Source organism: Paracoccus sp. FO-3 (assembly GCF_006386455.1).
In the GTDB taxonomy this organism is placed as follows: Bacteria; Pseudomonadota; Alphaproteobacteria; order Rhodobacterales; family Rhodobacteraceae; genus Paracoccus; species Paracoccus versutus.
On record NZ_VCBQ01000063.1, the window covers coordinates 1 to 19,134 of the forward strand.

Consider the following 19,134-nt stretch of genomic DNA (forward strand, 5'->3'; position numbering starts at 1 on the left):
CCGCGGCCGCGCGCGGGCCCAAGCCCAGCGTCGCGGCAGCCGCGGCCAGCCGCGATGCCAGGGCACGGCGGGACAGCATCGGGGCGGCGGACGGGTCGCGACGCGGTCGCATGTTCGGCTTCCTTGCTGGCCTGGGGAAAAAGGCGGCCGATCTGGCGCGGATTCGGACTTGGGTCCAGCCGCTTGGTTGAATCGGCCCCCCGCGGACTTTAAGTGATGCCGAAATGAGACAGGAGCCCCGAATGTCCGACCTGACCCCGCGCGAAATCGTCTCCGAACTGGATCGCTTCATCATCGGGCAAAGGGATGCCAAGCGCGCCGTGGCCGTGGCCTTGCGCAACCGCTGGCGCCGGCGGCAGCTGGGCGACGACCTGCGCGACGAAGTCTATCCCAAGAACATCCTGATGATCGGCCCGACCGGCGTCGGCAAGACCGAGATCAGCCGCCGCCTGGCCAAGCTGGCCCGCGCGCCCTTCCTGAAGGTCGAGGCGACCAAGTTCACCGAAGTGGGCTATGTCGGCCGCGATGTCGAGCAGATCATCCGCGACCTGGCCGATGCCGCCGTCATCGAGACCCGCGAGCGCATGCGCGAGGAGGTCAAGGCCCGCGCCCATAAATCCGCCGAGGAGCGCGTGGTCGCCGCCCTGGCCGGCGAGGGCGCGCGCGAGCAGACCCGCGAGATGTTCCGCGACAAGCTCAAGCGCGGCGAGCTGGACGACACCGTGATCGAGCTGGAGGTGCAGGACAATTCCAGCCCCTTCGGCATGATGGAGATGCCCGGCCAGCCCGGTGCCATCGGCGGGATGATGGACCTGTCGGGGTTGATGAAGGCATTCGGCGGGCGCCGGGTGCGGCGCAAGGTGACGGTGGCGGAAAGCTATGAGCTGCTGATCGCGGAAGAGGCCGACAAGCTGCTGGACGACGAGGCCGTCAAGGCCGCCGCGCTGGAGGCGGTGCAGGAGAACGGCATCGTCTTCATCGACGAGATCGACAAGGTGGCCGCGCGGACCGACGCCCGCGGCGGCGATGTCTCGCGCGAGGGGGTGCAGCGCGATCTCTTGCCGCTGATCGAGGGCACCACGGTTTCCACGAAATACGGGCCGGTCAGGACGGATCATATCCTGTTCATCGCCTCGGGCGCGTTCCACATCGCCAAGCCCTCGGACCTCTTGCCGGAATTGCAGGGGCGGCTGCCGATCCGGGTCGAGCTGCGCGCGCTGACCGAAGAGGACTTCGTCCGCATCCTGACCGAGACCGACAACGCCCTGACCCGGCAATATACCGCGCTGATGGCGACCGAGGGCGTGACGGTCCAGTTCACCGAAGACGGCATCCGGGCGCTGGCGCGCATCGCGGCCGAGGTGAACGGCTCGGTCGAGAATATCGGCGCGCGGCGGCTTTACACCGTGATGGAGCGGGTGTTCGAGGAGCTGTCCTTCAGCGCGCCGGACCGCTCGGGCGAGACGGTGGTGGTGGACGGGGCTTTTGTCGAGAAGCACCTGGGCGACCTGGCGCGCTCGACCGACCTGTCGCGCTACGTGCTGTAAGGAACCCTGGCGCCTTCCCGCCGTTGTGGAATGACGCAACGGCGGGGGACGCGCATGAACTATCTTTTCGGCATCATCATCTTCGTGCTGGATGTCTGGGCCATCGCCTCGATCATCAACACCAACGAGACCATGACCACCAAGCTGATCTGGATCGCGCTGGTGGCGATCCTGCCGGTGCTGGGCTTCATCATCTGGTGGTTCGCGGGGCCCAAGGCGAATTACGGCTGAGGGCTTTCCCTGCCCCCGCCGCGGTGGCATTGTCGCCCGCAAGACGAAAGGGCGGGGGACATGCCGGGGCGGATCCTTGTTTCGCTGTTGCTGCTGCTGGCGGCCTGCGCGCCGCGCGGCGAGATCACCGTCGCCCCAGAAGCGGCGCGCCTTGGCCATGTCGAGCGCATCTATGTCGCCACCAACCGCACCCCCGAGGGCAGCCGGCAGGAAGGCGTCAGCTTTGGCCGGGTCGATGTCTCGGTCCCGCCCGAGCGGCGGCCCGGCACCATCACCTATCCCCGCAAGGGCGCGAGGCCCGATCCGCAGCGGGACTTCCTGGTCTCGGAATATGCCCGCTTTGCCCGGCCCGAGGATTTCCAGGCCGACCTGCGCCGCGCCGTCGCCGCCCGCCCGCCGGGCGACCGCGACGTGGTGCTGTTCGTGCATGGCTACAACAACACCTTCGCCGAGGGGCTTTATCGCTTTGCCCAGATCGAGCGCGACCTGAGCCTGCCGGGCGTGCCCTTGCATTTCTCATGGCCGTCGCGCGGGCAGCCGCTGGCCTATGCCGCGGATCGCGACAGCGTGCTTTATTCCCGCGACGGGCTTGAGCGCAGCATCGAGATCGCCACCGAGGCGGGCGGCGGCAGGGCGATCCTGGTCGCGCATTCCATGGGCGCCCTGCTGCTGATGGAAAGCCTGCGCCAGATGGCCATCGCGGGCGAGCGCCGCACCCTGGACCGGATCGGCGCGGTGGTCCTGCTTTCGCCCGACATCGACGTGGGCGTGTTTCGCACCCAGGTCCGGACCATCGGCAGGCTGCCGCAGCCCTTCGTCATCTTCACCTCGGGGCGGGACCGGGCACTGAACCTGTCGGCGCTGATCTCGGCCGAGCCGGTGCGGCTGGGCAGCCTGACCGATGCCGGGCCCGTGGCGGACCTGCCGGTGATGCTGGTCGATGTCGGTGCCTTCTCGACCGGGGACGGGCATTTCAACGTGGCGACCTCGCCCGCGCTCTTGCGCATCCTGGCGCAGGCGCAGGAGCTGAACAGCGTGTTTTCCGAGGATGTGGGCGGCGGGGTCGGGCCGCTGACCCGCGCGGCGCTGCATGCCGAGCGGGCGGCGCAGATCGTGATCTCGCCGGCTTTCTAGCGGCGCAGGTAGACGTAATAGGCGCCCTCGCCGCCATGGCGGCGATGCGCGGGGCGGACTTGCAGCACCACGGCGTTCAGGGGCGGCATGTGCAGCCAATGCGGCACGTTGTGGCGCAGCGCGCCCGGCCTGACCGGCAGCGGCGCGTCCGGCCCTCCTTCGCGCCCCTTGCCGGTGATGACCAACACCAGCCGCCGCCCTTCGGCCTTGGCTTGCAGGATGAAGCGGATCAGCACCGGCTGGGCCACGGCCAGCGTCATGCCGTGCAGGTCGATGCGTGCCTCGGGGGCGAGCTTGCCGCGGCTCATCTGGCGATGCGTCTTGTGATCCATGCGCAGCGGCTGGGCATGCAGCGCCTCGCGCGGGGGCGGCGACAGGTCCAGCCGGGTCGAGCCCGAGCCGGGCTGCCCGCCGATCCGCAGCCCGGCCAGCGGCAGGGGCGCGGCCTGCGGCATGGCGGGCGGCTTTTTCAGCGGCTGGGGTGCAGGCGCGGGCTCGGCCTGCTTGCGGGCAGGGTGCATCGGCACCGCGGTCGCGGCGACGCGGGACCACAGGGCCTTGTCCTCGGCCGAGAGTCCCCGCCGCCGTGCCATGGTTCAGGCCGTGGCGACCAGCTGCCAGTTCGGGTCGTCCTGACCCATGCGGCGGGCGAAGGTCCAGGTGTCGCGCTGCTTGCGGGCGGCCTTGGGGTCGCCCTCGACCACGTTGCCGTCGGCGTCGCGGGTGGCGACGATCATCTCGCCGACGAAGCGCACCGAAAGCTCGGCCATGCCGGTCGCCGGGGTGAACTCGGCCCCCGCCAGCGCGGTTTCGCGGGTGCCCAGGAACTGCGCCTCGGTGGTCAGGTTGCGGGCCTTGCGATCCTCGATCACCGATTCGAACGCTTCGGCCACCGGCGGCGCCAGGAAGCCGCGCACCTCGGACAGGTCGCCGCGTTCGAAGGCCATCAGGATCATCTCATAGGCGGATTTCGCGCCGGACAGGAACGGGCCCACGGCGAAGTCGGGCTCGACCCGCTTCATCTCGGCCAGCGCCTTGGCGGCGGGGCTGCCTGGTTCGGCATGGTCGGTGATGTCGCTGTCGCCCGCCTCGGCGGTGCCGTCGATCACGTCGAAGCGGCGGCGCTGGACCGGCTCTTCGGGGACGCGCGGCGGCTCGAATCCGTCGCGGGTGCCAAGAACCCCGCGCAGGCGCAGGATCAGGAACACGGCGATCGCCCCAAGGACGAGCAGTTGCAGCAGGGGGTTCGACATCAACGGACCTAACGAGCTTTGTAACGGCGCTTTCGCATGCTTATGTAGGGTGAGGACCGGCCCAAGTCCAGTTTGGGCGCCGGGAAATAGAAAGTGCCGGAGGAAAAAGGCGTTATGTGGCTGCTGTTGCCCTTCGTGATCCTGCCCATCGTCGAGATCGCGCTGTTCATCCAGGTGGGGGGCGCGATCGGCGTCCTGCCCACCATCGCGCTGGTCCTGGCCTCGGCCGTGGCCGGCGTGGCGGTGATGCGCCACCAGGGCGCACGCGCCGCGCTGGACGTGCAGCGCGCCATGCAGGATTTTCGCGATCCCGCCCGACCGATGGCACATGGTGCGCTGGTGATGATCGCCGGGCTGCTGATGGTGGTGCCGGGCCTGTTCACCAGCACGCTGGGGCTTTTGCTGCTGATCCCGGCGGTGCGCAGCCTGATCCTGCGGCAGATGGCCGCGCGCATGCGGGTGACGGGCACCGGCTTCAGCTATCGCCAGAGCTATGGGGCCGAGGGCGATTTCGGCGCCGATCCCGCGGGCTTGCGCCGCGGTCCCGGCTGGCGCGAGGACGGGGTGATCGACGGCGAATATTCGGTGCAGGACGACCCGCCCGGCCCGGTGCGCGAAGGGCTGACCGACCAGGGCGACGCGGCGCCTCCGCGGCGTGGCAATTCCGGCTGGACCCGGCATTGAGCGCCGGGCGGCGGGGTGCTAGAACCCCGTCAGATCCGAGGAGATTTCCATGAGCGACGAGAACAACAGCGACGCCGCCGCCGCGTCCGAGGCCCAGAATGCAGCGCAGCCGGCCGTGCGGCTGCAGATCCTGACGCAATATATCCGCGACCTGTCCTTTGAGAACGCGGTGGCGCAAAAGGGCCTGCCCTCGGGCGAGGTGCAGCCGGAAATCAGCGTGCAGGTCAGCCTGGATGCCCGCAAGCGCCCGACCGAGCACCAATACGAGGTGATCAGCAAGTTCCGCGTGCAATCCGCGAACGCCGCCGACAAGTCGCCCCTGTTCCTGTGCGAGCTGGATTACGGCGGCATCTTCCATGTCGAGGGCGTGCCCGAGGACCAGCTGCACCCCTTCCTGATGATCGAATGCCCGCGCATGATGTTCCCCTTCGTGCGGCGCATCGTGTCGGACATGACCCGCGACGGCGGCTTCCCGCCCTTCAACATGGACCCGGTGGATTTCGTGGCGCTTTACCGCCAGGAAATCGCGCGCCGGGCGCAGGCCCAGCGGCCGGCCGACCAGCCGCTGTCCTGAGCCGATCACTTCTGCGTGAGGCAGGCCCCCATCGGCCCGCGGCCCCCCGGTCGCGGGCCTTTCGCTTGCCCGGCGCACCCGTCCAGGCGGCGCTGGCGCGGCCGGCGGGATGGCGCTAGTTTCGCGCGGCACAAGACGGAGAGCGGCATGGCGAAAGGCGCGAAACGGGCCTGGCAGAGGATGCTGTCGGGGCGCAGGCTGGATCTTCTGGACCCGACGCCCATGGATGTCGAGATCGGCGACATCGCCCATGGCCTTGCCTTCGTCGCGCGCTGGAACGGCCAGACCCGCGGCGACTGGGCCTATAGCGTGGCCGAGCATTCGCTGCTGGTCGAGGAAATCCACGCCCGCAGCAACCCCGATTGCGAGCTGCGCTGGCGGCTGGCGGCACTGCTGCACGATGCGCCGGAATATGTCATCGGCGACATGATCTCGCCGGTGAAGGCGGCGCTTGGGCGGGAATACGGGGAAATGGATGCGCGGCTGGCCGCGGCGATCCACCGCCGCTTCGGCCTGCCCGCGCAATTGCCGGCGGTGGTGAAGCGCGCGATCAAGCGGGCCGACCGCATCTCGGCCTGGCTGGAGGCCGTGCAGATCGCCGGGTTTTCCAGGGCCGAGGCGGACCGCCTGTTTCCCGCGCCCCGGCCGGAATTGCTGCAGGGGCTGGAAATACGCCTGCGCCCGCCCCTGGAAACGCGCAATGCGTTTTTATCGCGCTTTACCCAGCTTATTGCGGAAATCGACCGCAAAGCGTGATCCCGGACGAAAAAGCCCCGCATCCTGGATGCGGGGCGATGGGCTCAGATTTCCATGGCGTCCAGTTTCTTGCCGGCATCCAGCGCCTCTTGCACCCAGCGCGGCTTGCGGCCGCGGCCGGTCCAGGTCTGCGAGGGATCGGCGGGATTGGCGTATTTCGGCGCCACCTTGCCGCGCGCCTGCTTGGCGACGGTCAGGTCGGCAAGGTTGAAGCCAAATTCGCGCGCCGCACTTTCGGCAGCCGCCAGCGCCTCGCGCTTGCGGCGGTCCTCGAAGGTGGAAATGGCACGGTCGAGCTTGTTGCGCAGATCCCGAAGTTCCCGCAAGGACATTGCGTCCAGGTCTATGCTCATATCTTTATCCTTGGTTTTGGCAGTATGTTCTCACTATTTGCATTCCAATATGAATTGCAATCTTTTTTGAGAACCGGATTATTAACGCGGGCTGCGTTTGGCCAAAATCCGCTGGAGAGTCCGCCGGTGCATATGCAGCCGGCGCGCCGTTTCGCTGACATTGCGGTCGCATTGCTCATAGACGCGCTGGATATGTTCCCAGCGCACCCGGTCGGCCGACATCGGCGTTTCGGGGGGGGGCGGCAAAGTGTCGCCCCGCGCCAGCAGCGCATGGGTCACGTCGTCGGCATCCGCCGGTTTCGACAGGTAATCCGTCGCCCCCATCTTGACCGCGGCCACCGCCGTCGCGATGGCGCCATAGCCGGTCAGCACGACGATCCGGGCATCCTCGCGCGCCTCGCGCAGGGCATCCACCACATCGAGCCCGTTCCCATCCTCGAGCCGCAGATCGACCACCGCATAGGCGGGCGGGTGTTCGGCCACCGCCGTCCGTGCCTCGGCGACCGAGGCGGCGCGGGCGACCGAGAAGCCGCGTTTTTCCATCGCACGGGCCAAACGGTTCAGAAAGATCTCGTCGTCGTCGACCAGCAGCAGGCTGGGGTCGGGGCCGATTTGGTAATCCTCTGCCATATTCACTTGCCCTTGAAAGTTCACTGTTGATTAGAGTGTTTTGTCCAGTCGGTCAAACCCCGTTGCCTGACGCCGCGTCAATGAAACAGGCGGTGCGTTCCGCAAGTTGCTGCGCGGAAAGCTCGCGGCCGAAGAGCTCGACAGTGCCGATGCCGGGAATCACAAGATAGGTATTGGTCATGTGATCCACCAGATAGTTCTGCGGATCTTCCTGGTCATTCACCTTGTAATAGTTGCGCCAGGCTTTCGCGACCGCATCAATCTCGGCCGCGGTTCCGGTCAATCCGATCATCCGTTCGTGCATGGCCTGGGTAAAATCGCCCAGCACCTCGGGCGTGTCGCGTTTGGGATCGACGGAAATGAAGACCGGCGTGACCGTCATTCCCCGTTCCTCCAGCATCGCCACTGTCTCGGCATTGCGGGCGCTGTCCAGCGGGCAGACATCCGGGCAATAGGTATAGCCGAAATAAAGCAGCGCCGGCTGCGCCAGCACCTGCCGGTCGCTGACTCGCCGCCCGTCCTGGTCCGTCAGCTCGAAGGGCGCGCCCAGGCTGTCCAGCCCGCCCTGCACCCCGCCCTGGCGGCAGGGGGCAAAGGGATCGGCCGCGCCGCGCGACAGCCACAGCCCGCCCGTCACCAGCACCAGGGCCGCGGCCAGGCTGCCGAGGATCAGGATCGTTCCGTCTTTGCCCATCAGGCGCGTCTCCGTCCGCTTGGACGCATTGATCGCCCATCCGGCCATGGGTATCAATGCAAAAGCCCGTCCCATCAGGAAGTCCCAGCGTGCCCCTCGGCCTTGTTTCCCACCGCATCGACCTGCTGCCCGGCCAGCCCGCGCCCGAGCCGATCCGCCTGCGCACCCTGATCCTGCTGCGCTGGGTGGCGATCGCGGGACAGCTGGCCGCCGTCGGCGCGGCGCTGGTGATCGGGGCGGATTTCCCGCTGGCGGCGGTGCTGGCGGTGATCGGCCTGGCGGTGGCGCTGAACCTGGCGCTGACGATGCGGCCGGATCGGCGCATCTCGGCCCGCGAGGCGGCCTGGCAGCTGGGCTTCGACCTGGGGCAGGTGGCGGCGCTGCTGGCGCTGACCGGCGGGCTCTCGAACCCTTTCGCCCTGCTTTTGCTGGCGCCGGTGACGGTCGCCGCCACCGCCCTGCCGCCGCGGCAGCTGCTGGCGCTGGGGGCCGCAACCTTCCTGATGGTCACGCTGTCGGCGATCTGCGCCCAGCCGCTGACCTTCGGCGCCGGCGGCCTGGTCACGCTGCGCGAGCCGCTGCTGGTCGGCCACTGGTTCGCCATTGTGATCGGCGCGGTGTTCTTTGCCGGCTATGCCCGGCTGGTCGCGGCCCAGGTCAACGCCACCTCGGACGCGCTGTTCGCCGCCCGCCTTGCGCTTGAGCGCGAGCAGAGGCTGCAGCATCTGGGCGGCGTGGTCGCCGCCGCCGCGCATGAGCTGGGCACGCCCCTGGCCACGATCAAGCTGGTCAGCGCCGAGCTGGCGGACGAGCTGGACGAGGCCCTGCCCGAGCGCGAGGATCTGGCCGAGGACGTGGCCCTGCTGCGCCAATCCGCCGACCGCTGCCGCGACATCCTGAAATCCATGGGCAGCGCCGGGCGCGACGACCTGCTGATCCGCTCGGCCCCGCTGACCGAGGTGCTGGCCGAGGCCGCCGCCCCCCATCGCGGCCGCGGCGCCGAGATCATGGTCCAGCCCCCGCCCGAGCCGCTGATCGTCCAGCGCGACGCCGCGGTGATCCACGGGCTGCGCAACCTGATCCAGAACGCCGTCGATTTCGCCGCCCGCCGCGTGACCATCGAGACCGGCGCCGACCGCCGCGACCTGTGGGTGCGGATCGCCGACGACGGGCCGGGCTTTCCCCCCGCGCTGCTGCCGCGCATCGGCAGCCCCTTCCTGACCACCCGGCCGCGGGCCGAGGACGGCCGCAGCTACGAAGGCATGGGGCTGGGCCTGTTCATCGCCAAGGCGCTGCTGGAACGCTCGGGCGCGCGGCTGCGCTTTGCCAATGGCGCCAAGGGCGGGGCCGAGATCCTGGTGACATGGCCGCGCGACATGATCGAGGCCCAGGATCGTATCCCCCTGGGCCCCAATCCCGAGATTCTGGCCTGATCTCCAGCCGCGTTAACCACTTCTTAAACTATCCCGCTATAGTTGTAGATGGCTGTATCGTGCGGGGATGTTTCGATGGTTGCGCAATTCCTTATCGCCTTCGCGGCGGCGGGGCTGGCGGTCCTGCTGGCGCTGGCGTGGCTTCGGCTGGCGGACCGGGGCCTTGCCGGGGCGCCGGTGGCGCGCGGATTGGAGCGTGCGCTTGAACCGATCGCCTTCCTGTTTCGCGACGGGACGCTGGTCGATGCCACCGTGCCGGCGCGCACCCTGCTGGCCAGCCTGCCCGGCGACAGCGAATGGCAGCGGCTCAGCGCATGGCTGGGCATGCGCCTGCCGGAATTCAGCGCGCTGCTGCCCGACCTGGGCGGCGCCGCGCGGGTCGAGCTGACAGAGCACGGCGGCCACAGCCCGCTGCGGCTTCTGGCCGAGGATCTGGGCGAAGGGCTGCTGCGGCTGACGCTTGCCGACCCCGCGGCCGAGGATGCCGGCATCCTGGTCGATTCGCTGTCCCTGCACGCGATGGAGCAGGAGCTGGAAATCCTGCGCAGCGCCATGGACCATTCGCCGATGCTGGCCTGGCGGCAGGATTTGCTGGGGCAGGTCACTTGGGCCAATTCGGCCTATCTGAACCTGGTCGAGGCCAAGGCCCAGGGGCAGACGGTCTGGCCGCTGCCCCGCATCATCGACCTGTCGGCGCGGCCGGTCCAGCCCGCCGCCCCCGGCGGCGCGCGGCGGATGCAGATCGACCATGACGGGCAAAGCCGCTGGTATGATTGCCACCTGCACGAGATCGGCGGGCAAACCGTGGCCATTGCCCTGCCCGCCGATGCGGCGGTGCGGGCCGAACGCTCGTTGCGCGAATTCGTCCAGACCCTGACCAAGACCTTTGCCGACCTGCCCATCGGGCTGGCGATCTTCGACCGCGAGCGCAACCTGCAGCTGTTCAACCCGGCGCTGATCGACCTGACCGGGCTTGCCACCGGCTTCCTGACCGCGCGGCCGACGCTTTACGCCTTTCTCGACCGGCTGCGCGAGGCGCGGATGGTGCCCGAGCCCAAGGATTACCGCAGCTGGCGCAACCAGATGAACACGCTGGAGGCCGCCGCCTCCTCGGGGCACCATGTCGAGATGTGGTCGCTGCCCGGCGGGCAGACCTATCGCGTGACCGGCCGGCCGCATCCCGACGGCGCGGTCGCCTTCCTGTTCGAGGACATCACCTCGGAAATCTCGCTGACTCGCAAGTTCCGCGCCGACCTGTCGCTGGGCGCCGAGGTGCTGGACGCGCTGGAGGATGCGGTGGCGGTCTTTACCGCCAATGGCGAGCTGCTGATCTCGAACCGCCGCTATGCCGAGCTGTGGGGCGCGGCGGCGCCCGCCACGCTGGAGGGCCATGTGCAGGTCTGGGCCCAGGCCTGCGGCGCAAGCCCCGGCCTGGTCGCCCTGCGCGACGCGCTGAACGCGGCGCTGCCGGACGAGCCGCTGCGCGGGGCCATGGCCGGGCCGGCGGGCGGGCTCTTGTCCTGGGGGCTGCGCGGCCTGTCCGGCGCGCGCCTGCTGCTGAGCTTTGCCGCCCCGATGCCGCCCCTGCCGATGGGGCGCGAGGCGCCGCGCGCCGCCGACAAGCCCGAGCCCGCGGCATCTGCCGCGATGCAGCGCGCCCTGACCGGCTGATCGGGTCTTGCCCTGCGGGCGCGGCTGCGCTTCCCTTGCGAAAACTGTCGGAAAGGGATCATGGATGGCGGATGCAAGGGGGCGGTCGTGACCGCGGGGCCGGATGTCCTGGCCGGGCGGCGGGTGCTGTTCGTCATGGCCGTGGATGCCGAATACGGCCCGCAACTGCGGGCGCGGATTTCGCCGCTGATGACCGGCGTCGGCCCGGTCGAGGCGGCGGTGGCGCTCACCGCGGCGCTCTCGGGCCTTCAGGCGCGGGGCGAGTTGCCGGATCTGGTGGTCTCGCTGGGCTCGGCCGGTTCGCGCCGGCTGGCGCAGCTGGGCATCTACCAGGTCGCCTCGCTGGAATATCGCGACATGGATGCCTCGGCCCTGGGTTTCGCCAGGGGCGAGACGCCGCTTCTGGGCCTGCCGGTGCGCGTCGAACTGCCCTTGCGGATCCCCGGCATCGCCGCGGCCAGCCTGGCGACCGGGGCCAGCATCGTCAGCGGCGCCGGCTATGACGCCATTGCCGCCGAGATGGTCGATATGGAAAGCTTCGCGGTGCTGCGCGCCTGCCAGCGCTTCGACCTGCCGCTGATCGGGCTGCGCGGCATTTCGGACGGGGCCGAGGAACTGGCGCAGCTCTCGGACTGGACGCGCTACCTGCACCTGGTCGATGAGCGCCTGGCCGAGGCCGTGGACCGGCTGGCCGAGGCGCTGGAGCGGGGCGAACTGGCGCTGTAGGTGGTGCCGTCCTTCGCGGCCCCGGCGAGAGGCATGGCGCGCCCGCGTCCAGCCCGTCCGGTGCCCTTGCCGCGTCGCAGGGCGCGCGCCATCGGGGCAAAGCCGGCCTGCGGCAAGATGCGCCGGCCGGTGCCTTGCGGGATGGCGCCATCGCCCAGCACAACCGCGGCGACAAGGGCTGCGGCATCGTCGCCGGCGATCTCGATCATCGCGTGGTTGCGCATCATCGACCCGTCGACCGAAAGCGGGAAGGGCTTGACCAGCCCTCGCCCCCCCTTGCCGGCGGCGGGCCAGGCGCCTAGTCGCCGCCGACCAGCACCTGCCCCTCGGGCCAGCGCAGCGTGGTGGTCAGGGTGATGATGCGCTCCTCGCCCGCGCCGATGCTGCCGTTCCAGACCAGCAGCCCGCGCTTGCCCTCGGGGTCGGTCTCGTCGGGGCTGGGATCGGCGGACCAGTCGATGCGCAGGTTTTCCTGGGTCGAGACCGGCACGCGGTCGATCACCCGCAGCGGCCATTCCTCGCCCGTCAGGTTGCGCAGCCGCAGGATCGCGGTTTCCCGCCGCTCCGAGGATTTCGAGATCAGCCCGCGATTGCCCTCGATCTCGTCGGGGATGCGGCGTTCCAGCTTGATGCCGGTCAGCGGGCCGAAGCCCAGCTTCATGTCGTCCCCGGCGGCGGTCAGTTCCAGCGCGCCGCGCCCGACCATGGCGCCGTCGGCATGAAAGGTCGCGTCGCCGGGCAGGATCACCGCCCCGGTGGAGTTCACCGTATCCGCCACCAGATAGGCGGTGTCGTCGCGGCGCGGCACCGCCTCGGCGACGATCTCGGGCGCCAGCTCGTGCGAATCCAGCGGCAGGCGCAGCGCATCGGCGCCGGCGCGCATGTCTACCGGCGTCGGATAGTCGTAGACCACGGTCTCGCCCACCATGCCCGCCAGGGCCGAGCCGGCCACGGGTGCCGGCGCGGCTGCCGCGCGTTCCATCGAATCCATGGCGGCTTCGGCCATGGGTGCGGCCGAGCGGCTGTAAAGCTTGGCCTCGGACTCGCCGATGCGGGGGAAGTCCGGCTGCAATTCGCTGGGCGCCGACTGGTCCATCGGCCGGGCGGTGGACAGCACCAGATGCACGCCGCGCCAGTCCTCGCCGGTGTCCTGCCGCACCAGCAAGCCGCGATCCAGCCGCAGCCTGCCCTCCTTGCGCTGCAGGGACAGGTCGTAGACCGGCTCCCAGCTGGCCGCGCCGGTCAGGCTGGTGATGCGGATGCGGGCGGGCTGGCCCTGGCCCTGCACGGCGATCACCAGCGCGCCGCGATCCGCATCCGGGCCGCGCAGTGCCTCGAGCCGGGCCTCGGCGCGGGCCAATTCGTCGGCCAGCTCCTCGCGGCCGGCATCGGCGGCCTCGGCTTCCAGCCCGGCGCGGATCGCGGTCTGGCGGGCCTGCAACAGCTGTTCGCCCACCACGCGGGCCAGCGTCGCGATGTCGGCGGTGCCGGCAGCGTCGGATTCGGCCAGCTTCATCAGGAAGTCGATGCTGTCCTCGGCCGCCTCGGCCCGCGCCTTGATCTCGGCCACGCCGGCATCGCGTTCGGCCAGCGCGGCTTTCAGGCGGCGGACCTCATCCTCGGCCGCGCGCAATTCGGGGGATTTCGCCGGGGTTTCCGGCAAGGCGCGTTCCTGCTGGAGGCCGGTCGCGCCGATCACCGCGCCTTCGGCCGCAATGCGCAGGCTGGCGGGGTCGATGCCCGCGGGCATGCCGGGGATCACCAGCTCATGCGCGCCGGCGGGCAGGTCCAGCGTCGCCTCGCGGGTGACGCCGGCACCCCAGGGATAGACGGTGACATCGGTGACGCGGGCCACGGTCTCGATCCGATCGGCCAGGGCGGGGCCGGCCAGCAGGATGGCGGTGGAAATCAGCAGATGGCGCATCGGGCCCCCCTTGTCATGACCCGGCCAAGGTCCGCGAGGGGGCCCCGAAATGCAAGAGGGCGCCCCCGCGAAACCCGCGGGGGCGCCCTCACATATCCGTATCGGATCAGCCTTTCTTCAGGCAGCGATTGCCCAGAAGCTCGGCGATCTGCACTGCGTTCAGCGCCGCGCCCTTGCGCAGGTTGTCGCTGACGATCCACATGTTCAGGCCGTTTTCCACCGTCACGTCCTGGCGGATGCGGCTGACGAAGGTGGCGAAATCGCCCACGCATTCCACCGGGGTCGAGTAGCCGCCCGGCTCGCGCTTGTCGATGACCAGGATGCCCGGCGCCTCGCGCAGGATGTCGCGGGCCTCGTCCTCGTCCAGGAAATCCTCGAATTCGATGTTCACCGATTCCGAATGGCCGACGAAGACCGGCACGCGCACGCAGGTCGCCGTGACCTTGATCGCCGGATCGACGATCTTCTTGGTCTCGACCACCATCTTCCATTCTTCCTTGGTGTCGCCGCTGTCCAGGAAGACGTCGATCTGCGGGATCACGTTGAAGGCGATCTGCTTTTGGAACTTCTTCGGCTCGACTTCCTGGCCCGGAACATAGACGCCCTTGGTCTGGTTCCACAGCTCGTCCATGCCCTCTTTGCCGGCGCCCGAGACCGATTGGTAGGTCGAGACGACCACGCGCTTGATGCGGGCACGGTCATGCAGCGGCTTCAGCGCCACCACCATCTGCGCGGTCGAGCAGTTGGGGTTCGCGATGATCATCTTGTTGCGGTAATCCTCGACCGCGTCCGGGTTCACCTCGGGCACGACCAGCGGGATCTCGGGGTCGTAGCGATAGAGCGACGAGTTGTCGATCACCACGCAGCCCTGCGAGGCGGCGATGGGCGCATAGGTCTTGGTCGCGTCCGAGCCGATGGCGAACAGCGCGATGTCGCAGCCGGTGAAGTCGAAACCCTCGATGTCCTTGCATTTCAAGGTCTTGTCGCCATAGCTGACCTCAGTGCCAATGCTCCGGCGCGAAGCCAGAGCGACAACCTCATCAGCAGGAAACTGGCGCTCGGCCAGGATGTTCAGCATTTCACGGCCCACGTTCCCCGTGGCGCCGGCGACAACGACCTTGTAGCCCATTGGGGTCTCCTTCAACAAAGGACGCCGCGATATAGGGGGTATTGCGGCAAAGGGAAAGCGAGATTTCGTTAAAACGCCCGCTGATCTGGCAGGATTTCGGCTTAATGCCGAAGAATCCGGCGATCTGCCAGGATGAGTTCCCGCACCCATTCGGATTCGCCTTTGAAATCATGGGGAACCTGCTCGGCGGTCCGCCGGCCGGAAAGCGAGAGCGAGGCGAAGAAATCGAAGCCGTAAAGCTCCAGCCGCGCCATTTGCGAGCGCGCGATCAGGTCGATCATCATCGCGCCGGTGGTGGGCGGGGCGCCCAGCCGCGCCATCAGCGCCCGGTAATCCGCCAGCGGGTGCAGGTAGAAACCGGGGCTGGAGGCGGTGCGCCAGTCCAGCCGCTTGCGCTTGGGCGACATCCACAAAAGGCGCGCGGGCGCGATGCGGGCGCGGTCGGCATCCGAAAGCCGCACCGCCAGCGCCAGCCAGTCGGTGCGGCTGCCGTGGCTTTCGGCCGAGGGCATCGGCGCGCGATTGATGCGGATCACCAGGTCGGCGGCGTCGATCTGCGCGCCGTGCCGGGCCTCGGCCAGCGCGCGGGCATTGCCGACCAGCGCGACACGCTTGCCCGCCAGATCGTCCAGAAGCGCGGATTGCGGCGCCGAGAGACGTTGCAGCGCGCCCTCATCCCGCAGGGTGCGGGCGACCAGGAAGCCGAGCCGGTTCACGACAGCAGCCCGCGATAGACCTCGACCAGGGCGCGGGCCTCGGTCTCGATGGCGTGGTTCGCCGCGACATGGGCGCGGGCCGCCTGCCCCGCCGCCTGCCGCGCGGCATCGTCGTCCAGCCAGCGCGCGACGGCGGCCTGCATGGCGGGCTGGTCCTCGGGCGGGACCAGGCTGCCGGTCACGCCGTCCCGGACCAGTTCCTCGAAGGCGCCGACGCGGGTCGCCACCACGGGAACGCCGCAGGACATGGCCTCCAGCGGGGTCAGGCCGAAGCCCTCCCAGCGTTGCGGCGCGACATACAGGTCCAGCGCGCCATACCATGCCGCCATCCGGTCCACCGGCACCTCGGGCGGGAACAGGATGCGCTGGGACAGGCCCGCCCCGGCCACCTGCGCCTTCAGGTCCGCCAGATAGGCGCGGTGCTTTTCCGTGGCCCGGCCCATGACCAGCGCGGTCACGCCGGGGCGCGAGGGCAGCAGGGCCAGCATCGCCTGCACGAAATCGCCGGTGCCCTTTTGCGCCCGGATGCGGCCGTAGCAGCCGACCAGCACCTGGTCCGGCGGCAGGCCCAGGCTTGCGCGCAGCGCGGCCCGGTCGGCGGGGGGCGCGAAGCCGTCGGTATCGATGCCGTGGTGGATCACGCGGGCCGGACGCTCCAGATAGGCCGCGCCCCTGGCCGAGGTCGCCACCAGTGCGTCCATCCGCGAGATCAGCCATTTCGTATAGCGGCTGTGCCGGCGCTGCGAGGCCGAGGTGAAGAGCAGCCGGTAGCGCCGCCGCAGCACATGCCGCAGCACCAGCCCCAGCGCCATCTCCGTGTTGCGCCGGGCGTGCCAGACCCGCCAGCGGTTGCGCGGCAGCAGCGCGGCGCGGGCCAGCGGGATATGCGGTAGGCCGGGCGGCAGGCCGGGGCCGGTGGCGACGATGCCGATCATCCCGGCCTGCACCGGGATCAGCCGCACCACGGTCGCCGTCACGCCCGACAGGCGGCGTTTCAGGTTCGGGGCGACCACGTCGATCCGGTCGGCGGGTATCTCAGGCATCGGGGGTCTCGGGCGTCAGGAAATACAGCAGGAACCCCACCGTAAGCGGAATCAGGAAGAACAGGAACAGGGTCGAGTAAGCCTCGGCCGGGGTGCCGTGGGCGCTGGCCCAGCGATAGACCGGGCGCGAGGTGAATTGCAGCACCCCGGCCCCGCCGATCGAGAACAGGTTGAGGAAGGTGACGCCCCGCCCCACCAGGTGCGGGGGCAGGAAGGCCCGGCCATGCGCCATCAGCACGGTATAGGTCGCGCCCGACAGCCCGACCAGCGCCAGCAGCGCCACCGACAGCGCCACGCCCTCGGCCGGAAACAGCCACAGCCCGGCCATGACCGCCACGCCCGCGGCATTGGCGATCAGCGCCAGCCGCCGGATCGAGCCGACCAGCCGCGTCGCCGGCCCGACCAGGAAACTGCCGACCACCATGGCCACGCCCATGGCCAGCGTCGCCCAGCCGATCAGCTGGTCCGAGGCGCCGTGGACCTCGGCCATGTAGGGCCCGGCCCAAAGGCCGCGGATCGCGGCCGAGGCGGCATAGTTCACGGAAAACAGCGGCAGGATGAACCATAGCGGCCGCAGCCGCAGGATCTCGGCCAGCGATCCGCGCGGCGCGGTGGCGGCCAGCCGTTCCGGGTCGCGGGTAAAGGCCAGGATCGCCAGTGCCACCGCCAGCGTGACCCCGGCCAGCGCCCACAGCGTCTCGCGCCAGCCGAAGGCCTCGGTCGCCCAGACCAAGGGCGCGGCGCCCAGGATGTTGCCCATCGAGCCAAAGCCGACCACCGCGCCCGCCAGGGTGCCGAACAGCGCCGCCGGATAGTTGCGGGCAAAGATGTAGTAGCTGCCCATCAGCGCCGGCGCGCAGCCGATCCCCATCAGCGCCAGCGCGACATGCAGGTGCCAGGGCGCCTGCGCCAGGGCAAAGACCGCCGCCCCGCCCGCGCCCCCCAGCGCCAGCAGCACGGCCACCGTGCGGCGCGGCCCGGCGCGGTCCAGCGCGCCGCCGATGGGGATCTGCATCAGCGCGAAGGTCAGGAACCACATCCCCGACGAGATCGCCAGATCCTCGGGCCCTGCCCCCAGCTCGGCCTGCAAGACCGGCGACAGCACGGCCAGGAAGGCGCGGTAGAACTGACTGAGCGTATAGGCCAGGATCAGGCTGATGATCCCCGCCGACAGCAATGCGCGCATGAACCGTCCCCCTCCGCTGCACCGGGCCGAGATTTGTCGATTGCCCGGCGGGACGCAATGGCCCCCGCGGGCCGGATCAGGCGGTTTTCGCGGCACCCTCCAGCCGGGCCGGCGCCTCGCGCACCGGCAGGTGGATCAGCGCGCTGAAGGCGCCGACGCCCACGCCGACCCACCAGACCATGGTGTAGTCGCCATAGATGTCATAGAGCTTGCCGCCCAGCCACACGCCCAGGAACGAGCCGATCTGGTGGCTCAGGAACACGAAGCCGTAAAGCGTGCCCATGTAGCGCAGCCCGTAGATATAGGCGACCAGCCCCGAGGTCAGCGGCACCGTGGCCAGCCACAGCCCGCCCATCACCAGCGAAAAGACGATGACGCTGGTGGGCGTGATCGGCATCAGGATGAAGGCGGCGGCGGCGATGGTGCGCAGGGTATAGATCCCGGCCAGCAGGTATTTCTTGGTATAGCGCTTGCCCAGCCAGCCGGCAAAGATCGAGCCGGCGATATTCGCCAGCCCGATCAGCGAGATCGCGGCCGCCCCCAGCGTCGAGGTGGTGGTGATGCCGATGCTGGCCAGCGTGCCCATGGGGCTGATCGGCCCGCACATCTCGGTCACCATGGCGGGGAAATGCGCGGTGATGAAGGCCAGCTGGTAGCCGCAGGAAAAGAAGCCGGCAAAGATCATCAGATAGGAGGGGTCGGTGAAGGCGCGCTTCAGCACCGAGCCCATGCTTTCTTCCAGCTCGCTGCGGCTGGCGGGCTTGCCGCTGCCCAGCATGGGCAGGAAGAACAGGCAGGCCAGCACGATCACGCCGAAGATGACGAAGACGCTCTGCCACGGGTAGTGCATCAGCAGCACCTCGGCCAGGGGCGCGCCGAAGACCTGCCCGGCCGAGCCGGCGGCGGTGCCGATCCCCAGCGCCAGGCTGCGGTTCTCGTCGCTGGCGGCCCGGCCGATCACCGCCAGGATGACGCCGAAGCCGGTGCCGGCGATGCCGAAGCCGACCATGACCTCCAGCAGCTGCATGGCCAGCGGGTCGGTCGCATAGGCCGTCAGGATCAGCCCGGCGGAGTAAAGGAAGGCGCCGATGATGACCGACCAGCGGTCGCCCCAGCGCTCGGCCAGGGCGCCGAAGATCGGCTGGCCGATGCCCCAGGCCAGGTTCTGGATGGCGATGGCCATGCTGAACTCGGCCCGCGGCCAGTCGAATTCCTGCGCGATCGGGATCTGGAAGACGCCGAAGCTGGCCCGCAGGGCAAAGTTGATCAGCAGGATGATCGAGCCGCCGATCAGCACCGGCGTGAACAGCGGCGCGCGCATTGCCTTGGTCATGTTGCCCTCCCTCTCGCAGCCTGCAATTCCTGCGCCCGGCCGGGGGCCGCGTCAATGGCGTCGATTGCCTGAATCGGGCGGCGGCGCTAGCCTTGGGTTTCAACGCCATGCGGGGAA

The 19,134-nt window shown here is 69.4% G+C and carries 20 protein-coding genes; 9 read left to right on the top strand and 11 right to left on the bottom strand.

All coding sequences use genetic code 11. The annotated features are described in order from the left end of the window. The first annotated feature begins 242 nt into the window (after positions 1-242). From hslU to FE811_RS16895, 3 genes are read left to right on the top strand one after another with little or no spacing between them, the layout of a single operon-like run. Positions 243-1,547 (top strand): ATP-dependent protease ATPase subunit HslU, encoded by a 1,305-nt coding sequence (gene hslU / locus FE811_RS16885; RefSeq protein WP_072462137.1) that lies wholly within the window; start codon positions 243-245, stop codon positions 1,545-1,547. A gap of 54 nt (positions 1,548-1,601) precedes the next feature. Then, positions 1,602-1,778 (top strand): PLD nuclease N-terminal domain-containing protein, encoded by a 177-nt coding sequence (locus FE811_RS16890; protein ID WP_072462136.1) that lies wholly within the window; start codon positions 1,602-1,604, stop codon positions 1,776-1,778. Between the two features lie 60 nt (positions 1,779-1,838). After that, positions 1,839-2,912 (top strand): alpha/beta hydrolase, encoded by a 1,074-nt coding sequence (locus FE811_RS16895; RefSeq protein WP_116223209.1) that lies wholly within the window; start codon positions 1,839-1,841, stop codon positions 2,910-2,912. Here FE811_RS16895 and FE811_RS16900 read toward each other — a convergent pair. Further along, positions 2,909-3,505 (bottom strand): Smr/MutS family protein, encoded by a 597-nt coding sequence (locus FE811_RS16900; RefSeq protein ID WP_116223208.1) that lies wholly within the window; start codon positions 3,503-3,505, stop codon positions 2,909-2,911. The genes FE811_RS16895 and FE811_RS16900 overlap by 4 nt on opposite strands. Before the next feature lie 3 nt (positions 3,506-3,508). After that, positions 3,509-4,165: a Tim44/TimA family putative adaptor protein gene (locus FE811_RS16905; RefSeq protein WP_072462134.1), complete on the bottom strand. Its 657-nt coding sequence runs from the start codon at positions 4,163-4,165 to the stop codon at positions 3,509-3,511. A gap of 114 nt (positions 4,166-4,279) precedes the next feature. Here FE811_RS16905 and FE811_RS16910 point away from each other — a divergent pair, with 114 nt between their 5' ends. The 3 genes from FE811_RS16910 to FE811_RS16920 all read left to right on the top strand — a co-directional run bounded on the left by FE811_RS16910 (position 4,280) and on the right by FE811_RS16920 (position 6,179). After that, positions 4,280-4,849, top strand: coding sequence for an FxsA family protein (locus tag FE811_RS16910; RefSeq protein WP_116223207.1), 570 nt, complete (start codon positions 4,280-4,282; stop codon positions 4,847-4,849). Positions 4,850-4,898: 49 nt separating this feature from the next. Continuing rightward, positions 4,899-5,423 (top strand): protein-export chaperone SecB, encoded by a 525-nt coding sequence (gene secB / locus FE811_RS16915; protein WP_036758599.1) that lies wholly within the window; start codon positions 4,899-4,901, stop codon positions 5,421-5,423. Between the two features lie 147 nt (positions 5,424-5,570). Further along, positions 5,571-6,179, top strand: a complete 609-nt coding sequence (locus FE811_RS16920; protein ID WP_116223206.1) for an HD domain-containing protein — start codon at positions 5,571-5,573, stop codon at positions 6,177-6,179. A 44-nt stretch (positions 6,180-6,223) separates the two neighbouring features. Here the strand turns inward: FE811_RS16920 and FE811_RS16925 are convergent, their stop codons facing one another. From FE811_RS16925 to FE811_RS16935, 3 genes are all read right to left on the bottom strand, one after another. After that, complete coding sequence (locus FE811_RS16925) at positions 6,224-6,532, bottom strand: H-NS family nucleoid-associated regulatory protein (protein WP_036758604.1); 309 nt, start codon at positions 6,530-6,532, stop codon at positions 6,224-6,226. Between the two features lie 81 nt (positions 6,533-6,613). Next, on the bottom strand, positions 6,614-7,162 hold the full coding sequence (locus FE811_RS16930) for an ActR/PrrA/RegA family redox response regulator transcription factor (RefSeq protein ID WP_036758606.1): 549 nt from the start codon (positions 7,160-7,162) through the stop codon (positions 6,614-6,616). Positions 7,163-7,214: 52 nt separating this feature from the next. Continuing rightward, a complete protein-coding gene (locus tag FE811_RS16935; RefSeq protein WP_116223300.1) occupies positions 7,215-7,856 on the bottom strand; it encodes an SCO family protein in 642 nt (213 codons plus the stop codon). A gap of 89 nt (positions 7,857-7,945) precedes the next feature. On the opposite strand from FE811_RS16935, the gene FE811_RS16940 reads away from it, so the two are divergent. From FE811_RS16940 to FE811_RS16950, 3 genes are all read left to right on the top strand, one after another. Further along, entirely contained in the window at positions 7,946-9,289 is a 1,344-nt protein-coding gene (locus tag FE811_RS16940) for an ActS/PrrB/RegB family redox-sensitive histidine kinase (protein WP_139293963.1), read from the top strand. Positions 9,290-9,364: 75 nt separating this feature from the next. Further along, positions 9,365-10,960, top strand: coding sequence for a PAS-domain containing protein (locus FE811_RS16945; RefSeq protein WP_116223205.1), 1,596 nt, complete (start codon positions 9,365-9,367; stop codon positions 10,958-10,960). Between the two features lie 87 nt (positions 10,961-11,047). After that, positions 11,048-11,686 (top strand): 5'-methylthioadenosine/S-adenosylhomocysteine nucleosidase, encoded by a 639-nt coding sequence (locus FE811_RS16950; protein ID WP_208861668.1) that lies wholly within the window; start codon positions 11,048-11,050, stop codon positions 11,684-11,686. Between the two features lie 298 nt (positions 11,687-11,984). On the opposite strand, the gene FE811_RS16955 is transcribed toward FE811_RS16950, so the two are convergent. From FE811_RS16955 to FE811_RS16980, 6 genes are all read right to left on the bottom strand, one after another. Beyond that, positions 11,985-13,610, bottom strand: a complete 1,626-nt coding sequence (locus tag FE811_RS16955; protein ID WP_116223203.1) for a DUF4139 domain-containing protein — start codon at positions 13,608-13,610, stop codon at positions 11,985-11,987. Positions 13,611-13,716: 106 nt separating this feature from the next. After that, the gene (locus FE811_RS16960; RefSeq protein ID WP_036758613.1) at positions 13,717-14,739 is read right to left on the bottom strand and encodes an aspartate-semialdehyde dehydrogenase; all 1,023 of its coding nucleotides are present in this window, start codon (positions 14,737-14,739) and stop codon (positions 13,717-13,719) included. Between the two features lie 101 nt (positions 14,740-14,840). Continuing rightward, the gene (locus tag FE811_RS16965) at positions 14,841-15,455 is read right to left on the bottom strand and encodes a glycosyltransferase family 29 protein (RefSeq protein WP_116223202.1); all 615 of its coding nucleotides are present in this window, start codon (positions 15,453-15,455) and stop codon (positions 14,841-14,843) included. Then, entirely contained in the window at positions 15,452-16,498 is a 1,047-nt protein-coding gene (locus tag FE811_RS16970; RefSeq protein WP_116223201.1) for a glycosyltransferase family 4 protein, read from the bottom strand. Before FE811_RS16970 ends, FE811_RS16965 begins: the two co-directional genes overlap by 4 nt. Beyond that, complete coding sequence (locus FE811_RS16975; RefSeq protein WP_036758620.1) at positions 16,491-17,684, bottom strand: MFS transporter; 1,194 nt, start codon at positions 17,682-17,684, stop codon at positions 16,491-16,493. The genes FE811_RS16970 and FE811_RS16975 overlap by 8 nt, the downstream gene beginning before the upstream one ends. Positions 17,685-17,760: 76 nt before the next feature. Continuing rightward, positions 17,761-19,017, bottom strand: coding sequence for an MFS transporter (locus FE811_RS16980; RefSeq protein WP_036758622.1), 1,257 nt, complete (start codon positions 19,015-19,017; stop codon positions 17,761-17,763). Positions 19,018-19,134: the final 117 nt, after the last annotated feature.

Excerpts from the sequence above, each read along its gene's own strand:
- FE811_RS16895 (WP_116223209.1), top strand. The coding sequence starts at position 1,839 with ATGCCGGGGCGGATCCTTGTTTCGCTGTTGCTGCTGCTGGCGGCCTGC.
- hslU (WP_072462137.1), top strand. The coding sequence starts at position 243 with ATGTCCGACCTGACCCCGCGCGAAATCGTCTCCGAACTGGATCGCTTC.
- secB (WP_036758599.1), top strand. The coding sequence starts at position 4,899 with ATGAGCGACGAGAACAACAGCGACGCCGCCGCCGCGTCCGAGGCCCAG.
- FE811_RS16975 (WP_036758620.1), bottom strand. The coding sequence starts at position 17,684 with ATGCGCGCATTGCTGTCGGCGGGGATCATCAGCCTGATCCTGGCCTAT.
- FE811_RS16910 (WP_116223207.1), top strand. The coding sequence starts at position 4,280 with ATGTGGCTGCTGTTGCCCTTCGTGATCCTGCCCATCGTCGAGATCGCG.
- FE811_RS16935 (WP_116223300.1), bottom strand. The coding sequence starts at position 7,856 with ATGGGCAAAGACGGAACGATCCTGATCCTCGGCAGCCTGGCCGCGGCC.
- FE811_RS16960 (WP_036758613.1), bottom strand. The coding sequence starts at position 14,739 with ATGGGCTACAAGGTCGTTGTCGCCGGCGCCACGGGGAACGTGGGCCGT.
- FE811_RS16905 (WP_072462134.1), bottom strand. The coding sequence starts at position 4,165 with ATGTCGAACCCCCTGCTGCAACTGCTCGTCCTTGGGGCGATCGCCGTG.
- FE811_RS16980 (WP_036758622.1), bottom strand. The coding sequence starts at position 19,017 with ATGACCAAGGCAATGCGCGCGCCGCTGTTCACGCCGGTGCTGATCGGC.
- FE811_RS16900 (WP_116223208.1), bottom strand. The coding sequence starts at position 3,505 with ATGGCACGGCGGCGGGGACTCTCGGCCGAGGACAAGGCCCTGTGGTCC.
- FE811_RS16930 (WP_036758606.1), bottom strand. The coding sequence starts at position 7,162 with ATGGCAGAGGATTACCAAATCGGCCCCGACCCCAGCCTGCTGCTGGTC.
- FE811_RS16945 (WP_116223205.1), top strand. The coding sequence starts at position 9,365 with ATGGTTGCGCAATTCCTTATCGCCTTCGCGGCGGCGGGGCTGGCGGTC.
- FE811_RS16955 (WP_116223203.1), bottom strand. The coding sequence starts at position 13,610 with ATGCGCCATCTGCTGATTTCCACCGCCATCCTGCTGGCCGGCCCCGCC.
- FE811_RS16890 (WP_072462136.1), top strand. The coding sequence starts at position 1,602 with ATGAACTATCTTTTCGGCATCATCATCTTCGTGCTGGATGTCTGGGCC.
- FE811_RS16925 (WP_036758604.1), bottom strand. The coding sequence starts at position 6,532 with ATGAGCATAGACCTGGACGCAATGTCCTTGCGGGAACTTCGGGATCTG.
- FE811_RS16920 (WP_116223206.1), top strand. The coding sequence starts at position 5,571 with ATGGCGAAAGGCGCGAAACGGGCCTGGCAGAGGATGCTGTCGGGGCGC.
- FE811_RS16970 (WP_116223201.1), bottom strand. The coding sequence starts at position 16,498 with ATGCCTGAGATACCCGCCGACCGGATCGACGTGGTCGCCCCGAACCTG.